General features: G+C 43.9%; 21 protein-coding genes. 7 read left to right on the top strand and 14 right to left on the bottom strand.

Going from position 1 to position 19904, the window contains the following annotated elements; genetic code table 11:
* Positions 1 to 25: 25 nt before the first annotated feature.
* The 8 genes from BB427_RS03780 to BB427_RS03745 all read right to left on the bottom strand — a co-directional run bounded on the left by BB427_RS03780 (position 26) and on the right by BB427_RS03745 (position 6895).
* Positions 26 to 352 (bottom strand): hypothetical protein, encoded by a 327-nt coding sequence (locus tag BB427_RS03780; RefSeq protein WP_069018990.1) that lies wholly within the window; start codon positions 350 to 352, stop codon positions 26 to 28.
* Positions 349 to 987 carry a DUF4178 domain-containing protein gene (locus BB427_RS03775; RefSeq protein WP_069018989.1) on the bottom strand — a complete coding sequence of 213 codons (639 nt, stop codon included), beginning with the start codon at positions 985 to 987 and terminating at the stop codon, positions 349 to 351. The genes BB427_RS03780 and BB427_RS03775 overlap by 4 nt, the downstream gene beginning before the upstream one ends.
* A gap of 65 nt (positions 988 to 1052) precedes the next feature.
* The gene (locus BB427_RS03770) at positions 1053 to 1742 is read right to left on the bottom strand and encodes a PspA/IM30 family protein (protein ID WP_069018988.1); all 690 of its coding nucleotides are present in this window, start codon (positions 1740 to 1742) and stop codon (positions 1053 to 1055) included.
* A gap of 15 nt (positions 1743 to 1757) precedes the next feature.
* Positions 1758 to 2171: a DUF2170 family protein gene (locus BB427_RS03765; protein WP_010371994.1), complete on the bottom strand. Its 414-nt coding sequence runs from the start codon at positions 2169 to 2171 to the stop codon at positions 1758 to 1760.
* A gap of 81 nt (positions 2172 to 2252) precedes the next feature.
* Positions 2253 to 3905, bottom strand: a complete 1653-nt coding sequence (locus BB427_RS03760; protein ID WP_254663576.1) for a polyamine aminopropyltransferase — start codon at positions 3903 to 3905, stop codon at positions 2253 to 2255.
* Between the two features lie 87 nt (positions 3906 to 3992).
* Complete coding sequence (locus BB427_RS03755) at positions 3993 to 4892, bottom strand: DUF350 domain-containing protein (protein ID WP_069018986.1); 900 nt, start codon at positions 4890 to 4892, stop codon at positions 3993 to 3995.
* A gap of 23 nt (positions 4893 to 4915) precedes the next feature.
* Positions 4916 to 5854 carry a hypothetical protein gene (locus tag BB427_RS03750; protein WP_069018985.1) on the bottom strand — a complete coding sequence of 313 codons (939 nt, stop codon included), beginning with the start codon at positions 5852 to 5854 and terminating at the stop codon, positions 4916 to 4918.
* Between the two features lie 258 nt (positions 5855 to 6112).
* Positions 6113 to 6895: a sporulation protein gene (locus BB427_RS03745; RefSeq protein WP_010606169.1), complete on the bottom strand. Its 783-nt coding sequence runs from the start codon at positions 6893 to 6895 to the stop codon at positions 6113 to 6115.
* 377 nt (positions 6896 to 7272) lie between these two features.
* On the opposite strand from BB427_RS03745, the gene BB427_RS03740 reads away from it, so the two are divergent.
* Together BB427_RS03740 and yegD are read left to right on the top strand one after the other, a co-directional pair.
* Complete coding sequence (locus tag BB427_RS03740; protein ID WP_254663575.1) at positions 7273 to 8214, top strand: sensor domain-containing diguanylate cyclase; 942 nt, start codon at positions 7273 to 7275, stop codon at positions 8212 to 8214.
* A 273-nt stretch (positions 8215 to 8487) separates the two neighbouring features.
* The gene (yegD, locus tag BB427_RS03735) at positions 8488 to 9846 is read left to right on the top strand and encodes a molecular chaperone (RefSeq protein ID WP_069018983.1); all 1359 of its coding nucleotides are present in this window, start codon (positions 8488 to 8490) and stop codon (positions 9844 to 9846) included.
* Positions 9847 to 9901: 55 nt separating this feature from the next.
* On the opposite strand, the gene BB427_RS03730 is transcribed toward yegD, so the two are convergent.
* The 3 genes from BB427_RS03730 to BB427_RS03720 are packed head-to-tail and all read right to left on the bottom strand — an operon-like array spanning position 9902 to position 11715.
* Positions 9902 to 10360: a methylglyoxal synthase gene (locus BB427_RS03730; RefSeq protein WP_069018982.1), complete on the bottom strand. Its 459-nt coding sequence runs from the start codon at positions 10358 to 10360 to the stop codon at positions 9902 to 9904.
* A gap of 28 nt (positions 10361 to 10388) precedes the next feature.
* Positions 10389 to 11024 carry a LysE family translocator gene (locus BB427_RS03725; protein ID WP_069018981.1) on the bottom strand — a complete coding sequence of 212 codons (636 nt, stop codon included), beginning with the start codon at positions 11022 to 11024 and terminating at the stop codon, positions 10389 to 10391.
* A gap of 7 nt (positions 11025 to 11031) precedes the next feature.
* Positions 11032 to 11715 (bottom strand): XRE family transcriptional regulator, encoded by a 684-nt coding sequence (locus BB427_RS03720; protein WP_010371973.1) that lies wholly within the window; start codon positions 11713 to 11715, stop codon positions 11032 to 11034.
* Positions 11716 to 11942: 227 nt separating this feature from the next.
* Here BB427_RS03720 and BB427_RS03715 point away from each other — a divergent pair, with 227 nt between their 5' ends.
* Positions 11943 to 12197: a helix-turn-helix domain-containing protein gene (locus tag BB427_RS03715; protein WP_045990720.1), complete on the top strand. Its 255-nt coding sequence runs from the start codon at positions 11943 to 11945 to the stop codon at positions 12195 to 12197.
* A 71-nt stretch (positions 12198 to 12268) separates the two neighbouring features.
* Here the strand turns inward: BB427_RS03715 and putA are convergent, their stop codons facing one another.
* On the bottom strand, positions 12269 to 16072 hold the full coding sequence (gene putA / locus BB427_RS03710) for a bifunctional proline dehydrogenase/L-glutamate gamma-semialdehyde dehydrogenase PutA (protein WP_069018980.1): 3804 nt from the start codon (positions 16070 to 16072) through the stop codon (positions 12269 to 12271).
* A 406-nt stretch (positions 16073 to 16478) separates the two neighbouring features.
* Between putA and BB427_RS03705 the strand changes: the two genes are divergently transcribed.
* The 4 genes from BB427_RS03705 to BB427_RS03690 are packed head-to-tail and all read left to right on the top strand — an operon-like array spanning position 16479 to position 18799.
* Positions 16479 to 16967 carry a winged helix-turn-helix transcriptional regulator gene (locus BB427_RS03705; RefSeq protein ID WP_010371968.1) on the top strand — a complete coding sequence of 163 codons (489 nt, stop codon included), beginning with the start codon at positions 16479 to 16481 and terminating at the stop codon, positions 16965 to 16967.
* A gap of 27 nt (positions 16968 to 16994) precedes the next feature.
* Positions 16995 to 17741 carry an SDR family oxidoreductase gene (locus BB427_RS03700; RefSeq protein ID WP_069018979.1) on the top strand — a complete coding sequence of 249 codons (747 nt, stop codon included), beginning with the start codon at positions 16995 to 16997 and terminating at the stop codon, positions 17739 to 17741.
* A 6-nt stretch (positions 17742 to 17747) separates the two neighbouring features.
* Complete coding sequence (locus tag BB427_RS03695; protein ID WP_010371961.1) at positions 17748 to 18197, top strand: adenylyltransferase/cytidyltransferase family protein; 450 nt, start codon at positions 17748 to 17750, stop codon at positions 18195 to 18197.
* Complete coding sequence (locus tag BB427_RS03690) at positions 18194 to 18799, top strand: SDR family NAD(P)-dependent oxidoreductase (protein ID WP_045990717.1); 606 nt, start codon at positions 18194 to 18196, stop codon at positions 18797 to 18799. The genes BB427_RS03695 and BB427_RS03690 overlap by 4 nt, the downstream gene beginning before the upstream one ends.
* 9 nt (positions 18800 to 18808) lie before the next feature.
* On the opposite strand, the gene BB427_RS03685 is transcribed toward BB427_RS03690, so the two are convergent.
* Together BB427_RS03685 and BB427_RS03680 are read right to left on the bottom strand one after the other, a co-directional pair.
* Complete coding sequence (locus BB427_RS03685) at positions 18809 to 19426, bottom strand: GNAT family N-acetyltransferase (protein ID WP_045990716.1); 618 nt, start codon at positions 19424 to 19426, stop codon at positions 18809 to 18811.
* Entirely contained in the window at positions 19410 to 19637 is a 228-nt protein-coding gene (locus BB427_RS03680) for a helix-turn-helix domain-containing protein (protein ID WP_069018978.1), read from the bottom strand. The genes BB427_RS03685 and BB427_RS03680 overlap by 17 nt, the downstream gene beginning before the upstream one ends.
* Positions 19638 to 19904 lie beyond the last annotated feature (267 nt).

Genomic DNA, 19904 nt, shown 5'->3' with positions numbered 1-19904 from the left:
CAACAACCTACATAAATACAGCCAATTATTTTCCTTTATTTTCTGTATAGCGACTAAGCAGCATATTGGCGACCTGTTGCTTTACGGCCCGTTTGTCATTGGGGTCAACGCCAAAACGTTCCGCCAGTAGTGCGATTTCTTCATCGGTTAGATTGAAGGATAAGCGTTGCCGAGTTTTCTTCGATTTAACTTCTAAATCAAGGATCTTTCTGATCATATCGGATGGCGTTAGCTCTTCGTCTATCGCCTGTTTTTTAATGCTTTTTTGTACTTCCGTGGTTAAATCGAAGGCCATTTGTGTGGCCCTCAATGCCACTTCTTGACGTTTCCACTTGTCTTCTCTTGTGGTCACGAGTTCGCTCCAGGAAATAGGTCGACAATATCGCTCAGTGGGCGACACATGGTTAGTGACACGTCAGTTTCCCCCCCATCCCAGATCTCAATATTGATAGCGAACTTTTCGTCAGGGCTAAGTAACTCGATAACTTCACATACTTCGCCACTTTCATCTTGATAGCGTGGCAAGGTGCGGCCGCGATAATCGCTATCGTAAAAATAGCAAACGTAGGGCGCTTCACTTTGTTGATAGCTTTTACCTAAAAATCGCTCGAAAATCTCTGGAGTGGCGTGGGTGTCGATGTGGGTCAGTGCTTCTTCATCGAAAATACGCGCAAACTCATCAAGCGTAAAAATAGCATCGACGTCTTCTCTTTGGATTTTGATAGAGAAATTCGCGTATTCCTCACCGTCACTTTGTTCAATTTGCAAAAAAGTAATGTTACCTGAATCACTTTCGAGAACAAATTCATATGCAGCGCTGCGTTCAAATTGGTAAGTTTGTACGCCAACCACTTTTAGGGTTTGTCCCTTGAGCCAGCTAGGGTAAGCGAATGAATCGATGATGGTGAGCATGTCCCCAACTTGCAGATCTTTTGCATGAGTAAGTTGTCGCTCAGGAGTTTTTTTTGATTTAAAAAAGCCAAACATAATGCACCTACATAATCAAAAAGGGTAAAAAGGAGGCGAGGCCTCCTTTTTCTAATCAGCAAATATTAGTTGCTTTGTTTAGCTCTAATACGTTCAAGAATATCATTACTCTTTTGCGTAGAGCCAATTCCTGCTTCTGCCATTTTAGCTTTTAGGTCTGCACCCGTTGCAGCGGCTTCAAGCTCTTTTGCCGCAGCCAGTTGATCTTGCCTATCTTGCTGGCGTTGCTTGATACGCTCAAGCGACTGACGTGCATTTACCATAGATGACGCATTGGTATTTAGTGTGCTGTTTACTGCCATGGTTGCTTTTTGAACGCTGTCTGTGGTTTTTACCATTGTCAGCTGGCGTTGGTTTTCTTTAATCGTTTTTTCAGCTTCTTTGATCTGCCGTTTTAACAGGATCACATGTTTACTAAAGCCGTCTAGCACTTGCTGATGCTCTGCGCGCTCAACTTCAAATTCACCGATTTTCTCTGCGATTTCTACCGCTAAAGCTTCGTTACCTTTTTCGAGCGCTTGTCCTGCATAGTTTTCATGCTCGATAATGCTTTCGTCAAGTGCAGCTAATTTGCGTTTTGTCTGCATCTCTTTCGCCATTACTTCTGTTAAGCTTTTTTTTGCTTTAGCTAATGCGTTTTGTGCGTCTGCAATTTCTTGCTCAAAAATACGAATGCCATTTGCATCAACAATTGACTCACCAACTTCTCTAGCGCCACCACGAACAGCAGTAAATAATTTCTTTAAAATACTCATTTCACAACTCCAATATTATTCATTCAAATACACAGTCACTGCATCTAATGCTTCGATTGCATTGTCCGCTAGGGTGACCAGTTCGTGCGTGATCTCATCAATTGAGGAGGAAACGGCTAGAGCACCAAATATCGCATACTGCTCATCAATTTTAGCAAACGCACTCAGCGGGATCGGCACATTCAGTTTTAATAGTGCTTCATTTAACTCGTTTAGCAACTCAGGCTTTACCTCATTCTCTTTAAATAGGTAACTAATGCATACAAGTTGTTCTTCAGTCTGAGTCACAAAAATTGGTAATTCGTCATTTCCGTCAACAATCACTTGCAATACATCTTGCTCGCCTTCATTGGCGATTAAGAAAGATTCGAAGTTAGCACCTTCTGTTTCAAATGATGCTAATTTGATTGATAGTTCATTTAATTCCATCTTCATTTACCTTTTTTGTTTTGACATATTATGTCTGAGTTAAGAGTTGCACGTAAGACATAATATGTCAATGGTCGTGCGCTAGTTTTTATACAATTCATCTTCTGTTTGCCATGCTTGGCGATAATAATCGTATAGTCTCCCTGTTCCTAACTGGTTGACTTCAATATCTTTTGCTCCATCAAAAAAGCGATTAGGGAAGGCGAAAGTCGCGAGTAAATACTCTTTGTTTATCCAGTTACTTGGGACAGGCAAAGACTCGACTGCTCGGATCCTAGCACTTGCAGGTTGCCCTGTTCTCGTTGCGATTGTCCATCCCCACTGGCCAAATGAGGGAATATTCTGTTGGTATTGCTCAACATGCGTAAACCCGGCATGTTTTACCGTTTTGGCTATGCTAATAAACGCTTTTTTGGCGTGATAGGGAGATGTTGACTGAATAGCGAGTGCACCATCGGGTGCCAGTAATTGACGCACATGATTATAAAAGTAGTCGCTATATAGCTTATTCAAATCGGGGTGATTAGGGTCAGGTAAGTCGATAATGATAGTGTCAAATTGCCTACCTTGGTCTAGCATTTTTTCTACTTCTAAAAATGCATCTGCAACGATAACTGTTGCTCTTGGGTCGTTTAAGGCGTCGCCATTTAAATGAGTTAATTGACTGGTGATATGTGGTCTAGCAGGGTAGGGTTGCCCTTGTAGTCCAAACAATGAAAGTAGTTGTCCATCCAAATCAATTAAGGTTGCATTTTCAACAGGCCATTCCAGTACATCTCGAAGTGCCAGACCATCTCCGCCACCAATGATTAATACCTTTTCACGACGGTTGGATGCCAGCATCGCAGGATAAACGAGCATAGTGTGATAGATCTGTTCATCCACAGATGAAAACTGTAATCGACCATTTAAGAATAAATCGTTAATTGGCATCGGTTGTGCGCGGCTCAATCGCTCAGTGATGACAACATGTTGATACTTCGTTGACTCTGAATAGATCACCTTGTCTTTGTAAAGCACGTTGCTGAGGTCTTTCATCCAAAGAGAGCCATGGCTCAGGATGACAAAAAAGATACCAAGTAGAACAAAGTGGCAAGCAAACAGCAGCTTAGCGAAGCGGACATGAGCATGGTAACGCCATAGGAAGATAAGTCCTGCAACAATATTAAATAGCGCAGTCCACGCTGCTGCTTGCATTATTGGCAGCGCAAGCATAATCGTGACCCAAATGGCAGCACCAACACCAGCACCGATATAATCTGCACCGTAAATGGTACCTGCGTTATTTTCAAGGAAGCGGCCATACACTTGTTGACGGATCCTAGCGATCAGCGGAATTTCCATGCCAATTAAAATGCCTAGGATGAGGCCGAAAACATAAGGTAAAAATCGGGCAAATGCTTGTAATTGCTCAAATGGCATGCCATCTAAGACACTATCGGGAGGCAGGCTGTAAAGGCTAGAAAGCGTATGGGGTAGGGTATAGGTAAGTGCAATAACACTGGCAATCACCAAAATACTGCTCATGCCCAGTAGCGCGATTAGGCTTTCAAGCCATGCAAACGCGGTAAAAGGATCTTTGAACCAGCGTGCTAAAAATGCGCCAATGCCCATGGCCACGATCATAGTGCCAATCATGGCATAAATCGCGCTTTCTACAGAGCCTAAAACGCGACCAGCATAATGAGAGAGTAAATATTCGTAGATTAGGCCGCAACCGGCCAAAATAGCCATGACGCCAATTAGTAGGGTGTCGTGACCGAACAACGACCAGTTGCCGGTCACTCTTGCTGAAGTTTGTGGTGCAGATGCGCTCAAGGGTTATGCACCTAACAAACTTGCCATAGTCGTACCAATGGCAAATGAAAGCGCGGCTGAGATTGCAGCAACACCAACATTCTTTTGTCTGTTCACTTCATCGGAAATATCTTTACCCGCCAGAATAATTTTTATCATGACGAGGTGTAAGACGATGAAAAGCACAATGCTACCCAGTGCCGCAATACTCCAGTACAGTAGGCTTGAGTTAATGTTGTCCGCTACATACGGCGCTAAACCGGACGCTGCAGTCAGTGCTAGTGCTGAGCCGATTAAAAAGCCCGCGTAGCGGATCCCGACCGCGATATTGTTGTCTTTAATTGCTTGCTGTAAACAGTCGCCACTTTTGTTGGTGCGCTTAAATAGTTGTACTCGGTATTGGCTCACAAGCAACATACAAATATTACCGATAATGAAGGCCGCAACCACAATCGGTAAACCATACCAGCCCTCTGTGAGTACCCAAAGCAAAGCTGAGCGGATCACAATGGCAACGCTCACCACATGGCCAAAATCAATCAGTGCTGAGGTGACATTACCTTTAACGATTTCGTCATGGAGGTGCACCTTGCGTAACGCGACTTTGTCTTGGAAAAAGTGGCCGAGTTTGATAAGGATGATACCAACGATACCATAGCCCGCCATTTGTAGCGCTTCTTGAGCCAAAGAACTGGCAAAAGCACCACTTGAAATACCTGAAATTACGATGGCCAAACCTGCTAAACCACCAGCAAAACTGAGACCAAATGCAAAGTTGTCTTTTTCTGTGATTTCATCGTTTGCATGGAGGTTAGATACCCAACCTTTGATGTATTTTAAGCTAACAAACAACGCGACGATCACCGCCATATCTATTAGCAATGCTTGAAAAGTCCAAGCTGTTAATCCGTTAAATTGGTACATGTGTTAACTCCGCTATATATGCGCTATTTGCCCCGGCTTACGCCACGGGAGGTTCTACTTGAGCTATTGCGAACTGAGCCGTAGCTTGAGGTTCGAGAGTAGCTGCTTCGAGTTACTGCTGATGGGGTATTGCTACTTCGACTTAACCCTGACGCGCCAGACTTTTTCTTGGCATAGGGACTGGTAAACTGTTTGCCTTGGCGTTGGTATGATTGTTGAGTACGCTTGGCGAGTTCAGTTTGGCGTTTGTAGCTTTTATAACTGGTGTATCTATGACGACCATAGTCACTGTAGTAACTGTATTTGCGGTGTTTACTCCAGCGACCATATTCAACATCACCAACAATATCGCCAAGCATGCGATACATGCCGTACCACATCCAAAAGCTAGTGCCGTCTGAGTTGGTCTGCCATTCGCCATAGTTGGCATTACCAACAAGCTGATTGCCGACACCGGTCTGACCGTTTGCCGTTTGTTCCGCTTGCTGACTGATTGCGCCAACTCGCGCTAGCTTTCCATCTGACATATCGGCTAAAACATTGATTGGATCTGTCAGCGCATCATTGAACAAACTGATGGAAGCTGCTTCTTTTAACAAGAGCGCTTGGTTGATAATATCATCGCTGTTCATACTTGGAGCGGGGGACTTGAGGGACTGATAACGAGTCAATAAACTCTGATATAAGGTTCCACTGCTTGTTGCGTCTTGGGAAATAATTTGCGCAATTTCACTGAGCTGAGGTTTTTGCTGACTAAGTACTTTGCCATACTCAGTCAAAAGGTTGGCATTTCTCACCTGCTTTTTATCAAGGGCGGATCCCAGCGTATTTATCGCTGTTGAAGCTTCTTGAAGTGTATGTGTAATGGTTTGCTGGATACGTTCTTCTTTCGATTCGCAGCCCAGCATTAGGCTCAATACACACAGTAGGCTAACCAGTTTCCAAATTCTAAAGTTGGACATTCATTGTCACCTAATCTACCTTGACCATTCGTTTTAATGTGCTGCCTTATTGATTTTAAGTCAACTATAAAGCGTCGTAATACGCAGTTGCGATGGCTTAAATAGTGTAATAAGTCAGTATAGAGAGTTACTTCCAATACGCCTTAACATAAATCTAAGCGTTAAGTGAATTGGTATCATAAAACTAGAGTTTGTTCATATAGAAGTTGCATTCGTATGAATGCAACTATCACTAAAGCGTAAAACGATAGCAGTATCCTAGCAATTCGCCTCTAGAATGTCATAGATAGCATCTTCTAGGTCTTCTAAATCAGTTTCATCTATTAGCAATCTGGCTTTTGACTCATCAAGGTCTAGCGCCTCCGCAAAGAAGCCTTTAAAGCCTCGCGCTTTGCGATCAATCTCAAAGATGATTTCGAGTTGCTCACCACGATTAAAGAAAACCACTTCTACCTCATCAAAGCGACCATGGAAGTCACCTGTGATCGTTTTAAACTCTAGCTCTTGTACGAATGGCAGGCGTGAGAAAGATACTTCATCAATACCTTCACAGTCTGATTCATAGAGTTTAAAGCCAAGCGCTTCCATCGCATCGATAGCCGCTTGTTGGAGCTCGGTAGGTACGATGTGTAAATAGTCCCTATCTGACTTGTCGAGCGCCATATCAATATCAAGGTTGGTAGCGATCCAAGTTTTGGATTGTCCAACAGTAAGCGGGGTTTCTTCAGCGAGGTCAAGCGCAAATGGAATGTGCTTTTCATCACCGGGTTCGATAGTAAATCGTTCGTTGATTTGAAATTTAGCAAGGGTGTGGTTTTTAGTGATGGTCGTTGTTTCACCTTCACTGTCTTCTCTTTCAACTGTGTAGTTGCACATTACGTTAAGATCTATTTTGTTGATCTCTTGAGCAACTTTGCCACCGATGATTTTAACCGTTCCAGAAATTTCTTCGCCAGGGGAGGCGTGATGGGTTTCTAAGATGGTATCTACTTTTGCTGCACCGATACCGACTGCGCCAAGGGCTTTTTTGAAAAAAGACATAGTCATCCTTATATATCTTGTGACCTTCCATCATGGAAAGCGCTGCCGTGTCGATTATAGGAATTATTATTAATTCGTCAATTGCTTTTCTCCTTCGAAGCCAATGACTTGAAAATATTTTTTATGATGCAGTCGGTAATTAACCTGAGGTTTGGATAAGGAATGTTCAAACTCATTGTTTCTAAAGAACAACTTAGTTTTTTCCTTGTCTATCCGCAGCTCAGGTTAATTAGTCATTATTCATAAAATTGGTATATTATTTTTATAACGATAGCCGTAGATGAGCAGTGTTCATTGGCATGTTTCAAATTGCAAAGTTCAAGTTTATAGAATTATGGAACAGGATGTTGCAACGCCTCATGGTTAAGGACCGACGTATGGCCCGCACTCAAGCTTTGGCGCAACCGAGCTATGAGGAATTGGCGTCGACATTAAGTGCGATGCCGGATTTGATGTTTGAACTGGATGAAGAGGGGCGGCACTGGGACGCCAGAATACTTCGCCCTGAGTTGTTAGTCGCGCCTGCAGAACAATTGATTGGCCATACGGTGACTGAAGTGATGCCAGAGCAAGCCGCTAAAATAGTGATGCAGGCATTACGGGAAGCAAAAGTTAACGGCTATTCACATGGTAGCCATATTCACTTGTCTACACCGGTTGGTGAGCGTTGGTTTGAGGTCTCTATTGCCCGTAAGGTTGTCACTGCAAGCGATAATCATGCTGAAACACGTTTTATCGTGTTATCTCGGGATATCAATGACCGCAAGTTGGAGTATCTCGAAGCCGAGAAGTTGGCGTATCATGACCAGTTAACTGAATTACCGAATCGCCATATTCTCCAGCATGGATTGACGGAGCAACTCCGTGTAGGTCAACAGCTTGGTAGTTACAGCGCAATCTTGTTTTTGGACCTTGACGACTTTAAAAAAGTAAATGATTTGCATGGCCACCATGTGGGGGATCAGTTACTCAAGGCGGTTGCCCAGCGTTTGTGTGCAAGTGTACGTGAGGATGATGTGGTGATCCGTTGGGGAGGCGATGAGTTTGTGATTTTAATCACTCACTTATCTCCGCAACAGCCTCAAGCCGAATCTCATGTGGTTGGGATCTGCCAGCAAATAATCAACAAGGTAGATAAACCATATCTCTTTGAAGGCAATAAGCTAAGTTGTCGGATTAGTATCGGCGTCAGTCTATTTAATAACCTCGACATCGAGACTGGGATCCAACAGGCAGATTCCGCTATGTATCAAGCCAAGCAATCTGACAGTGTGCGCTATGCTTTCCACGACAAGCCTATTAAGGATGTGGGAACCTAGATAAATTCATCTGACAATAACGACAACCATGATACACTTCGCGACTTTTCAGCAGTTTGAGGTAGAGAATGAAAGTCGGGTTTGATTACGGAAGCTCTCATTGTGCAATGCCTAGTGTGTCATGCAAAATGGTGGAGACGGAGATCCAACAGGCTTATTCCGCTATGCTTTTCGCAATAAGCCTATTAAGGATGTGGGAACCTAGATAAATTCATCTGACAATAACGACAACCATGATACACTTCGCGACTTTTCAGCAGTTTGAGGTAGAGAATGAAAGTCGGGTTTGATTACGGAAGTTCTAATTGTGCGATGGGTGTCATGCAAAATGGTGAAGTGGACTTACTGTGTCTCGAGCAAGATAAATATTACCTGCCTTCGACTATGTATGCGATGCACAATGCGTTAATTCCTGCATTTGTTAACCGTCATCTGAGTAAACCAGATCCAGTCTATACGCAGTCTCGCCAAGGGCTGCTAACGGTAGCGCAGCAAGCTAAGCGCGATCTCGATTTAGAAGCACATGAAGCGGGCGTTTTTTTTGGTCAAGCGGCAATTTCTGAGTATATTGAATTTCCTGAAGAAGGTTTTTTTGTTAAATCACCTAAGTCCTTTTTTGGGGCGGTTGGGCTTAAACCTCAACAAATCGCCTTCTTTGAAGATATTGCTGCGGCGATGATGGTTGAGATTAAGCGCCGTGCCGAGTCGCAGCTGCAACAGTCCATTACCGACACGGTGATTGGTCGACCTGTTAATTTTCAGTCCGTCGGCGGAGAAGAAAGTAATCAACAGGCGGTTAATATTCTTACTACCGCTGCAAAAAGAGCAGGATTTAAGGAAGTGGATTTTCTCTTTGAACCGCTCGCAGCGGGGATTGAGTATGAAAGTCGTCTTCAGCAAGATAAACTTGTGCTGGTCGTTGATATCGGCGGTGGTACTAGCGATTGTTCGTTTGTCCGAATGGGGCCAAGCTATCGCAATAACACACAGCGCCAGCAAGACTTTTTAGCGCATACGGGTAAACGTATCGGTGGTAACGATTTAGATATTGCGCTTGCTTATCACCAATTAATGCCGTTATGTGGTCTAGGTTCTAACATGAGTTCAGGTTTGCCGATGCCTAGTCAACTGTATTGGCAGGCATGTAAAATCAATGATATTCAGTCTCAACTAGACTTCTACAGCGATAAATTAGCGCGAGAATTGCAAAGCATGTTGCGAGATGTCGCCGAGCCGCAAAAGCTGGCGCGTTTGCTTCACATTCAACAGAACAAACTTACCCATCAAGTGGTTCGTGAAGGTGAGCTTGGAAAGATAGCACTCTCTGAGCAAGCAAAATTTAATGCCGATCTTGGTTTTATTGAGCCACAGTTAACCTCTGAATTTACGCAGCAAGATTTTGCCGAGTCGATCATGTCGAACTTAGAGCAGATGGGCATGCTTGCGAAAGAAGCCATACATCAAGCGGGGTCAAAGCCCGATGTAATTTATCTGACTGGCGGTAGCGCGCAATCACCGTTACTCAAGGCAACGCTTGCACAGCAAATTGGTGATATTGAAATGGTGAACGGGGATAACTTTGGTAGTGTTACTGCAGGCTTGACTAAGTGGGCGGATAAAATATTTAAGTAATCGAAGTCAAAATCAGAGAAGCGGTCACAAACCGCTTCCTTACTCATCTATTTTATCAATCTAAGCGACTAGCAAGATACTGCTCATAATCAGGTAAATGTCTTGCGATTGGCTGGCTCATTTTATCGCACGCCATCAGTAAATCTGCCGTTGCTTCATTACAGGCAACGGGAATATTCCAAACAGCAGCGAGTCTCAACAGTGCTTTTACATCCGGATCGTGAGGCTGTGAGGCAAGCGGATCCCAAAAGAAAATCAAGACATGAACATCTTGCTCCGCGATTTTGGCACCAATTTGTTGGTCGCCACCCATTGGGCCACTAAATAGCTTTGTTACTTCTAAACCAGTATGCTTTTCTATTATGTTACCCGTTGTGCCCGTGGCGTAAAGCTTGTGCTGTTTTAGGCTATCTAAGTGGGTCTGACACCACTCAAGTAGGGCTGGTTTCATGCCATCGTGTGCAACCAAAGCAATATGCTTTTTAGCTGGCAGTGGCTGTGAGCGTTTTTGCATGTGTACTGCTCCTATTTTGCGTAACTGTTTAGAGTAATAAGTTGACTGCCAATGCGATAAAAATTAAGCCTGAAATACGATCAATCCACACCGGCGCTGCGGGATGCTGCCTAAAATAGCCAGCGATTTTATCACCACCGTAGATATACATGCAGTCGATGGGAAAAGCTAAAATAGGATACAGTAAGCCAAACATGGCCAATTGCATCGTTGTTGAGGTCGCCAAGCTACTATCGACAAACTGAGGAATAAATGCAATAAAAAACAGGGCGACTTTGGGATTTAAGACTTCCGTCATCATTGCTTGGAACATCACGTTTTTAGGCTTTTTGGTGCTCACGTGCGGTTTTTCCTCGCAAGCTATCTGCCCCTTCCCAAGCGTCTCTTTGATAGTCATTATACCTAGATAAGCTAAGTAAGCTGCGCCGAGATATTGCACTGTGGTATAGGCGGTCTCTGAGGCTTTTAGGAGTGCCGATAAGCCAACAACGGCAAAGAGTGTGTGGATCACTCCTCCTAGCGCAAAGCCTAATGCGCTTTGCATGCCAGCTACGCGGCCATTAGTAAAGGTCTGCGCCATTAAAAACGCATTGGATGGGCCCGGTGCCACGGCAATTACCGTGCTGGCGATTAAAAATGAGAATAAGTATTCAAGATTTAGCATCGTATTATTAAATTAGATCTTTACCAATCCATACCACTTTACCGAGAATTTCCAGCTGCTCCAATTCATTCGGCATCACAACTTGTTCCCGGTATTCTTTATTATCACTAATCAAGCGTACTGAGCCATCAAAGTTTTGTTGTAAGCGCTTGGCATAAAGCTCTTCACCAAGGCGGACAACATAGATCAGGCCTTCGCTTAATTTTTTATCCGATAAATCCACTAAAATTGTATTGTTATTGTGAATAGTGGGCTCCATAGAGTCGCCTTTGGCAAACACCACGACCAGCTGTGACTTATCTAGATTTTTAAATTCAATCCACTTTTTTCTGAATGCAAGATAACGTGCAACCTCGGCACTTTGGTTAAATGCACCATAACCCGTACTGACAGAGACATGGTAGCCAGGCACAACAACAAAGTCCTCATTGAAGTCTTCCAAGGTAATACTTTGCTGGATGATTGGTGATTCGGTTTTGCAATCAAGTGGGATCCCGGTAACGAGCCACATCAAATCTACGTTGGCTTGTTTAGCAATGCGTTCAATGACACTGAGTTTTGGGTCTTCCCCTTTTAATATTCTGCGCAGCGTCCCTTCAGATACATCAATTTTTAACGCAAAAGCTCTAATACTGTCTGGCTTGATCGCATATTCTACGCGTTCCGCTAGGCTCATGAGACTTTGTTCCATGCGTTGCCTCTTAAATAATGATATGTGTGCGTCATTATATGGGCTATTTTTTGCGAAGTAAAATCATTTTTGACGCAAAAAAGATCCATTTTTTCGTTGAAATGCGTAAAAAATGGATCTATCATCTTCATTAAATTACGCAGCGAATGCATTTAGTCAGTGAGTGCGTAAATAAGTGATTTTTCTAAATGTCATATATTTGCGCAATTTTTTAAGGAATGAGTGTGATGTTAATGAGCCAACCTTTAGTTTCTGAACGCGCGCCGCTTGGTGCTGCCATACTTAGATTTGCACGTAAAAGTCGCGGTTTTACTCAAGCTGAATCAGCCGCAAGCTATGGTATAGAGGAGCGAACATTAAGGCGCTGGGAAAATAACGAATACAACCCTAAATGGAATGATGTGATTGCTTTGGTTGAAGATGTTTATTTAATGGACATTGTTAATGTTATTGTGGGATTAAGGACATCAAGCGCTGCGTAAAAAATTAAAGCCAGCTTGCGCTGGCTTTGTTCGATAAAATCGCTATGGCTAACATAGCGACTTATATTCTCTTACTCTTCGTCTTCAACAAGCGTCATCAGTGAAGTATTACCACCAGAAGCTGTGGTATCGATACTGATGGTTTTCTCCGTCACTAGACGATTGATAAGCGTATCGTAGTACTCTGCACTGATCACCGGCAGGATAGCACCTTTGCGCTCTGCAAGTTGCTGTGAGAAGTAACCAAGGCGTGAAGAGCGCGCAGCCACAACAGCACCTGCAAGGTGAGGGTGTGCCAAAATCGCTTGTAGCTGGTTTTGCTTCGCTACTTGGAATACGCCTTCAGCAACGCCAGTTGAGATGAACTTATCTCTAAATGCCAATGCTTCTTCATAAAACAAGTCAGAGGCTACTGTGATCACTGTGTTACCGGCAGCAAGTGCTGTGATAATTGAAATCGCCCAGAAGTTGAACGACGTACTCTTATCGGCATATACCACTACACAACCACGCGCTTCTAAGTGCAGCGTGTTCGATTCACCAGTAGGTCCCGGTAGCGTTGTGTATGTACGCATACGCTTTTCTAAGCGGTTTAGCTGAGCACGCGCATCAGAAAGCGTTAATGACAAATCATCCGCCAGCTCATCAATGATGTCTACTGTTGCCACTTTAGCAAGTAGCTGACGCACTGCCGAAACACGGTCATTAAGCGCAGTACGACGCCAGATCTTCTCATCACGCTTAGAGTTTTGCATCAGTTTTTCAACTTGCTCAACGGCACCTGGGAAGTGGTGGATCTCTAGCTCATCAGGCGTCAGATCTGTCATTTGTACGTTGTCTGGTGACGCTTTTTCTTTCACAAGGCGAAGTAGGTAGTTTGGACCACCTGCTTTTGGACCTGTACCAGATAGGCCACGACCACCAAATGGCTGTACACCAACGATCGCACCAATCATGTTACGGTTCACGTATACGTTACCCGCGCGAGACATCTTAGCTAGGTATTCGCAGCGCTCTTCAATGCGTGAATGAACGCCCATTGTTAGACCGTAGCCTGTACCATTGATTTGATCGATCACATTATCAAGTTGATCTGCTTTGAAGCGTACGACGTGGACTACCGGACCGAATACTTCACGCTTAAGCACGGATAGATCAGAAATCTCATATAGACGAGGCGCGAAGAAGTAAGCGCCGTTCTCGCTGTTATCAGGGATCTTAGCTTCGAATAGGAGCTTACCGTTCGACTTCATGTAATCAACATGCTTAGTCAAAGTGGTCAGCGCTTTTTCGTCGATTACTGGGCCTACGTCTGTAGATAGTAGCGATGGGTCGCCGATATGTAGCTCTTTAAGCGCACCTTGGATCATTTCAATGATACCGTCAGCAACATCTTCTTGTAAGAACAACACACGAAGTGCTGAACAGCGTTGGCCGGCACTTTGGAAACCTGATGAAATAACATCGTCAACCACTTGCTCTGGTAATGCTGTTGAGTCAACGATCATACAGTTTTGACCACCAGTTTCTGCGATCAGAGGAACCTGAATATCGTTACGCTCAGCAAGAATTTGTGAGATAAGCGTACCTGTCTCGGTTGAACCTGTGAACATAACCGCTTGGATACGCTCGTCAGGCACGATGTGTTTACCCACTTCGCTACCGCGTGCGATAACCGGTTGTACTACGTGCTCTGGTAAACCAACGGTATGCATTAATTCAATACAACGCAGTGCAATCATACTGGTTTGTTCAGCTGGCTTTGCAATAACGGTATTACCCGTCACGATAGCAGCAGCTACCTGACCTAAGAAGATCGCAAGCGGGAAGTTCCACGGGCTGATACATAAAATCACGCCACGAGCTTCAAAACGCTCATCTTTAGAAAGCTCTTCTGCACGCGCTGCATAGTAGCGACAGAAGTCAACGGCTTCACGTACTTCATCGATGCTGTCTTGGGTTACTTTACCTGCTTCTTTAATACAGATAGCAACAAGTTCGTCATGGTGACGCTCAAGGATGTCAGCAGTACGGCGTAGTAAGTTTGCACGCTCTTCAACAGAGGTTTGAGACCAACTTTCAAAAGCCGCATCAGCATTGGCAAGCACGCTTTGCATGTGTGCTTCATCGTGTAAAGGTACAGATCCAATCACTTGTTTGTGGTTCGCAGGGTTACGAACAGCAAGGTGACCTTCTGGTACTTGGCTTTCATCAATTAGGTGTTCATTAAACCAGTTGTCTAGGTTTTCTTTAAACGGTGTTAAATCGTTGATGTCCGTAAGGTCTTTACCTTTTGAGTTTGGACGCTCATCGCCATAAAGCTCGATAGGTAGTTTAATCTGCGTATTGTAACGGTTACGTAGGCCTTGCAGTGTTTCTACAGGATCTGGAAGTAGTGACTCAACAGGCTTCGTGGTATCAACAATTGCGTTTACGAATGATGAGTTTGCACCATTTTCAAGTAGACGGCGTACCAGATAAGCAAGTAGGTCTTCGTGCTGACCAACTGGTGCATACACACGACACTGAATTCCTTCGTTTTCAACGATTTGGTCGTAAAGTGATTCACCCATACCGTGTAAACGTTGGAATTCGAACCCTTTGTTATCGCCTTTGGCCACTTCTAGAATGGTTGCTGCGGTGTAAGCATTATGCGTCGCAAATTGCGGGAATAGTACATCGCGTGCTTCAAGGAGCTTAATAGCACACGCTTTATAAGAAACGTCAGTCGTTGCTTTACGAGTGAACACAGGGAAGTGCTCAAGACCATCTTGTTGAGTGGTTTTGATTTCTGTATCCCAGTAAGCACCTTTAACTAGACGCACCATCAGTTTACGGCCTACGCGGCGAGCAAGTTCAGCTACCCATTCCACAACGAAAATGGCACGTTTTTGATATGCTTGTACTGCAAGACCAAAACCATTCCAGTCGCCAAGTGCGTCGTCTGAGAATACCGCTTCGATGACATCTAGTGAGATATCTAAACGATCCGCTTCTTCCGCATCAACCGTGAAACCGATATCGTATTCTTTCGCAGCAATCGCAAGTTCTTTTAGCTTAGGTACAAGCTCGTCCATCACGCGGTCACGATGTGTGAATTCGTAGCGCGGGTGGATAGCAGAAAGCTTCACTGAAATACCTGGGCTCTTAATTGGGCCACGGCCTTTCGCTGCTTTACCGATCGCGTGGATAGCGGTCATATAGCTTTGGAAGTAACGATCAGCATCTTTCATCGTACGTGCGCCTTCACCTAGCATGTCGTACGAATATACATAACCTTTTTGTTCTTTATCAGCGGCGCGATCGATAGCATCTTGAATGGTTTCACCCATTACAAACTGCTTACCCATGATCTTCATTGCATAGTTAACGGATTTACGGATAACTGGCTCACCAAGACGACCAATTGTACGCTTTAGCACGCCAAATTGTTCTTCTTTATTCTTGTCTGAATAGTTAACCATTTTACCGGTAACGAGTAGACCCCAGCTTGAAGCGTTAACAAATAACGAGTCGCTGCTGCCTAAGTGTGAACTCCAGTCGCCTTTTGCGAGCTTATCGCGGATCAGGCTTTCTTGTGTTGCTTTGTCTGGTACACGAAGTAAAGCTTCGGCCAAACACATCAGTACCACGCCTTCTTCGGTAGAAAGAGAGAATTCATTTAAAAGCGCGTCTACACCGTTTTGACCGTCTTGATCTCTACGAATGTTCAATACCATTTGACGTGCACGTTCCCATGCTCGGCTTCGAGCTGTAACGCCTACCTCAGCTAAAGGTAAAATATGATCAATTACTGCGTTCTCATCGATGCGGTAAAAATCACGGATCTTTTGTCGGATAGGACAGTTAGTTGTCAAATCGCCGTTATAAAGCATAAGCAACCCTCAAAAATTGGAGTCAAAAATACATGTAATTCGCGCCTGCCTATGGAATCACACACCTTAATGTGCAGATTACAAAACTACATCTGAACTGATGCCAAACTAAGCAACCAAAGGTTGAAAGTGTAGTTTAATTTGTATAGGAAGCCTCAATTACGACAAAATGATGCAGTCACATTGCTAACCATAACACACCCATTTGGGGGTTCAAATTTTAGCCAGAATGCATTATCTAAATGTTCGAACAAAGCCGCGTTAAAGACTGAAATAAGCCGCTTTGCCCTTTATCGTTAATTTCGCGGGCATTCTATCGAAAAGACAGCAGAATATGCTGTTTTATTTTTAAGGAATACGGTAAATTTGCGGGTAATCTCAAACCCTCACAAAATTTTATGCTGATATGACGACTTCCATTAAAACTCGGGTATTAGATCGCATCGATTTAGCAATCTTAGACGCGCTCCAGCGCAATGGTCGGATCTCTAATGTAAACTTGGCGAAAGAGGTAAACTTGAGTCCGAGTCCTTGCCTCGATCGAGTAAAAAAACTCGAGTCGGAGGGGTATATCGAAGGGTATACGGCAAGATTAAATGCCGCAAAACTTGGCCAGCATTTGGTTGCGCATGTGGAAATTACCTTAAAAAGCTCGACCGAAGCGGTATTTGAGGTGTTTAAACAGCATATTGTAAAAATTCCCAACGTCGTTTCTTGTGATATGGTAGCTGGTGGCTTTGATTATTTAGTTAAAATCCGAGTCCAGGATATGCGTCAATATCGTGAGGTATTAGGTCAAATTGTTGAAATACCTGGAGTTGGTACAAATCATACCTATATGGTGATAGAGCACGTCAAAGAAGATATGGGTGTAGAAGTACTGAACTATCAGTAGCTGTTGGCCCAATTTAAGGAATAATAGATGCAAAAAGTGGTACTTATCACCGGTGCGAGCCGTGGGATTGGTGCGGCAACGGCTCAACTGCTGGGACAACAAGGGTTTACCGTTGTTATAAATTACAAGCAGAATGTGCAAGCCGCAGAAACGGTTGCTGATACCATCCTAAGTAATAATGGTAAAGCGCATTTGTTACAAGCAGATGTCACAGATGAAAAATCTGTAGAGGCAATGTTTGACAAGATAAAGACCGATATTGGCATAGTTACGCATCTGGTCAACAACGCGGGCGTGCTGAACGTGCAGACTCGAGTTGAACACATGACCGCAGCGCGTATCAACAATATGCTTACTAATAATGTTACGCCGTATTTTATTTGTGCTCGCGAAGCAATTAAACACATGCGTTTAAGTGCCAATCCAGCACAATGCGCAATAGTGAATGTATCGTCGGCAGCTTCTTATTTAGGTGGAGCTAATGAGTATGTTGACTATGCGGCTGCAAAAGGTGCAATAGACAGCTTCACTAAAGGTTTATCTCTGGAATTAGCCGCTGAGCAGATCCGCGTGAACTGCGTGAGACCGGGCTGTATTTATACCGATATCCACGGCGACGGGGGCGAACCAAACCGAGTTGATCGCCTAGCCGATTTTTTACCGCTGAAGCGAGGTGGAACCGCGATTGAGGTTGCCAATGCCATCGCTTGGCTTTTAAGTAATGAAGCAAGCTTTGTTACAGGAACTTTTATTGATTTAGCTGGAGGGAAATAGCAATTTATGAAAAATAAAATTGTTTATGTCTCAGGAACATTTGATTTATTTCACAGTAATCATTTAAAAATGATTAGTTATGGCCGAGGTTTAGGAGACACGTTGATCGTTGGTGTGAGCACCGATGAACTTGTTTGTTCTTATAAAAAGCCACCGGCAGTGCCATTTGAAGAGCGTTTGGCGATTATCGAAGGGTTAAGAGACCCAGATCTAGCTATTCCACAACGTACTTTAGATCATCGTGAAACAGTGAAAAATCTAAATATTGATGTGTTCGTGATTGGCGATGATTGGAAGGGAAAATATGATTATCTGAAAGAGCTTGGAGTTCAGGTATTTTACTTTCCTTATGGTGCTGGCGTTAGCTCCAGTAACTTAAAGCAAAAAATCTACGATCAGTATAAAAAGCTGATAGAGCAAAGCGACAATCATCCAATCCCAGAGCCACAGAAATGAAAGTGTTAATAACGGGCGGACAGGGTGGTCTTGCCGCTTATTTAAGCGATGAATTGAAGCGCTTAGGACACGAAGTGGAAGCACCATCACGCGCACAGCTTGATGTCTCTAAACCAGCTAAAGTTGAGCGTTTTTTTGACGACAAATCTTATGACTGTGTAATCAATGCGGCAGGAACGCTTTACTCAAGTTTAGTGGCAGACTCAGACCCAAATCTCTGGATCCGTGACATCGAAGTAAACCTAATCGGCACTTATTTAATTTCTCGTGCTGCAATTAAAGCAAACAAAGCGGTGCATTTGATCAATGTGGCGTCGACGGCGGCATTTAACAGTTACAAAGATTGGACGTCTTATTGCGCAGCGAAAGCCGGCGTAGTGACTCTATCTAAAGGTCTTCACAAAGATGGCTACAAAATAACGGTACTGTGTCCTGGGGCAATAGATACTAAGCTGCGCGATGGTCTTACTATCAATAATCCCAATGTGATGAGCATACCGCAAGGCGCTGCCCCAATCTTAGAGGCTGTAACTACACCACAGCACATCGGTAAGCTGTTTTTTTATCGCCTGAATGAAAGTCGTAGCGAGTCGCTTGATTAGACTGGTTTGCTAATATTCATTGGCATAATGCGCTTGAGCTAGGTTCTCAATACGATTGCGCAAGGTCGGTGCAAGCAGTTTGTAATAGTATGTGGTGGCATGGAAGTCACCGCGCTCATCACTGACGAAATGAGGGATTTGCCCAGCAACTTTAAAACCCAAACTCTGATATAGGATTTCTGCGTCCGAATCCGATTGTGTGTCAAGGACGAGTAACGATATCTGCTGCCGTGTAGATTCTTGCTCTATGGCTTGCATCAGCTTTGTTGCCACGCCTTTGCGTCGGCTGTTTGGATGCACTAATAGTTTTTCCACTTCAGCCCGGTGCTGAGCATTATCTTTTGTTGCTGGTGAGAGTTGCACACAACCTGCCATTACGCCATTAAGTTCAGCGATAATAAGCGTCTTTTGCGACTTGATTACAGCATCGAATACCTGCCACCAGTAGTTTTGTATTGCTCTGCTAGAGGATGAGGGTAAAAAGCCGATAGAGGCGCCAAGATTAATACAGGCTTGCGTCAGTGCGCTGAGTTGTTTTACCCAAAGCTGACAATCTAAGCGATTGTATTTCAAGCTAGGCGCCTGAATAATGCGAAGCTGCATAGCGCTATTAGACAAATTGTTCATGCAGTTCCTTATTTATCCGAGCCAGACTTCGCTCAAGCCTTGCCTTTTCATGCATTAATTTTTGCCATCGAGTTTGCTGTTTCTCTTGGGAGCGTCGCAGTGCTTCGTAAAGTGCTCTCTGCGACACATGATAGGCTTTTGCAGCTTGTGATGGGGTGAGCATATCGTTCATTACTGCGTGTACTGCTGTGTCTAGTTTGCCAAGTGTCATTGTGCCTTCTCCTTAACATCTACTGGGTTTGTTGCTGTATCGTGCACAGGCCAGATACTCACATCCAAATGCCAAAGTAAGTACATCGTTTGATATAAAGTGTACATAATTACGCTCCTTTCTTTGTCGTGTTAGTTGATAAGGAAAAACTGTGCCAGAAATTAAAATTATTTAATATCAATAAGATGTGGTTTTTGTTGGTCTGTAAATACGTTCATATTGCACTGCTTTAGTGAGGTGAGTGCAGCATTTGCACCGAATTGAACA

Source organism: Pseudoalteromonas sp. BMB (assembly GCF_001709235.1).
Taxonomy (GTDB): domain Bacteria; phylum Pseudomonadota; class Gammaproteobacteria; order Enterobacterales; family Alteromonadaceae; genus Pseudoalteromonas; species Pseudoalteromonas maricaloris.
This window is presented reverse-complemented; position numbering and strand designations above follow the sequence as displayed.

Excerpts from the sequence above, each read along its gene's own strand:
- BB427_RS03685 (WP_045990716.1), bottom strand. The coding sequence starts at position 19,426 with ATGAACAATTTGTCTAATAGCGCTATGCAGCTTCGCATTATTCAGGCG.
- BB427_RS03725 (WP_069018981.1), bottom strand. The coding sequence starts at position 11,024 with ATGCTAAATCTTGAATACTTATTCTCATTTTTAATCGCCAGCACGGTA.
- BB427_RS03745 (WP_010606169.1), bottom strand. The coding sequence starts at position 6,895 with ATGTCTTTTTTCAAAAAAGCCCTTGGCGCAGTCGGTATCGGTGCAGCA.
- BB427_RS03755 (WP_069018986.1), bottom strand. The coding sequence starts at position 4,892 with ATGTACCAATTTAACGGATTAACAGCTTGGACTTTTCAAGCATTGCTA.
- BB427_RS03705 (WP_010371968.1), top strand. The coding sequence starts at position 16,479 with ATGACGACTTCCATTAAAACTCGGGTATTAGATCGCATCGATTTAGCA.
- BB427_RS03740 (WP_254663575.1), top strand. The coding sequence starts at position 7,273 with ATGGCCCGCACTCAAGCTTTGGCGCAACCGAGCTATGAGGAATTGGCG.
- yegD (WP_069018983.1), top strand. The coding sequence starts at position 8,488 with ATGAAAGTCGGGTTTGATTACGGAAGTTCTAATTGTGCGATGGGTGTC.
- BB427_RS03720 (WP_010371973.1), bottom strand. The coding sequence starts at position 11,715 with ATGGAACAAAGTCTCATGAGCCTAGCGGAACGCGTAGAATATGCGATC.
- putA (WP_069018980.1), bottom strand. The coding sequence starts at position 16,072 with ATGCTTTATAACGGCGATTTGACAACTAACTGTCCTATCCGACAAAAG.
- BB427_RS03695 (WP_010371961.1), top strand. The coding sequence starts at position 17,748 with ATGAAAAATAAAATTGTTTATGTCTCAGGAACATTTGATTTATTTCAC.
- BB427_RS03765 (WP_010371994.1), bottom strand. The coding sequence starts at position 2,171 with ATGGAATTAAATGAACTATCAATCAAATTAGCATCATTTGAAACAGAA.
- BB427_RS03690 (WP_045990717.1), top strand. The coding sequence starts at position 18,194 with ATGAAAGTGTTAATAACGGGCGGACAGGGTGGTCTTGCCGCTTATTTA.
- BB427_RS03760 (WP_254663576.1), bottom strand. The coding sequence starts at position 3,905 with ATGGCTATTTTGGCCGGTTGCGGCCTAATCTACGAATATTTACTCTCT.
- BB427_RS03775 (WP_069018989.1), bottom strand. The coding sequence starts at position 987 with ATGTTTGGCTTTTTTAAATCAAAAAAAACTCCTGAGCGACAACTTACT.
- BB427_RS03700 (WP_069018979.1), top strand. The coding sequence starts at position 16,995 with ATGCAAAAAGTGGTACTTATCACCGGTGCGAGCCGTGGGATTGGTGCG.
- BB427_RS03770 (WP_069018988.1), bottom strand. The coding sequence starts at position 1,742 with ATGAGTATTTTAAAGAAATTATTTACTGCTGTTCGTGGTGGCGCTAGA.
- BB427_RS03680 (WP_069018978.1), bottom strand. The coding sequence starts at position 19,637 with ATGACACTTGGCAAACTAGACACAGCAGTACACGCAGTAATGAACGAT.
- BB427_RS03715 (WP_045990720.1), top strand. The coding sequence starts at position 11,943 with ATGTTAATGAGCCAACCTTTAGTTTCTGAACGCGCGCCGCTTGGTGCT.
- BB427_RS03730 (WP_069018982.1), bottom strand. The coding sequence starts at position 10,360 with ATGCAAAAACGCTCACAGCCACTGCCAGCTAAAAAGCATATTGCTTTG.
- BB427_RS03750 (WP_069018985.1), bottom strand. The coding sequence starts at position 5,854 with ATGTCCAACTTTAGAATTTGGAAACTGGTTAGCCTACTGTGTGTATTG.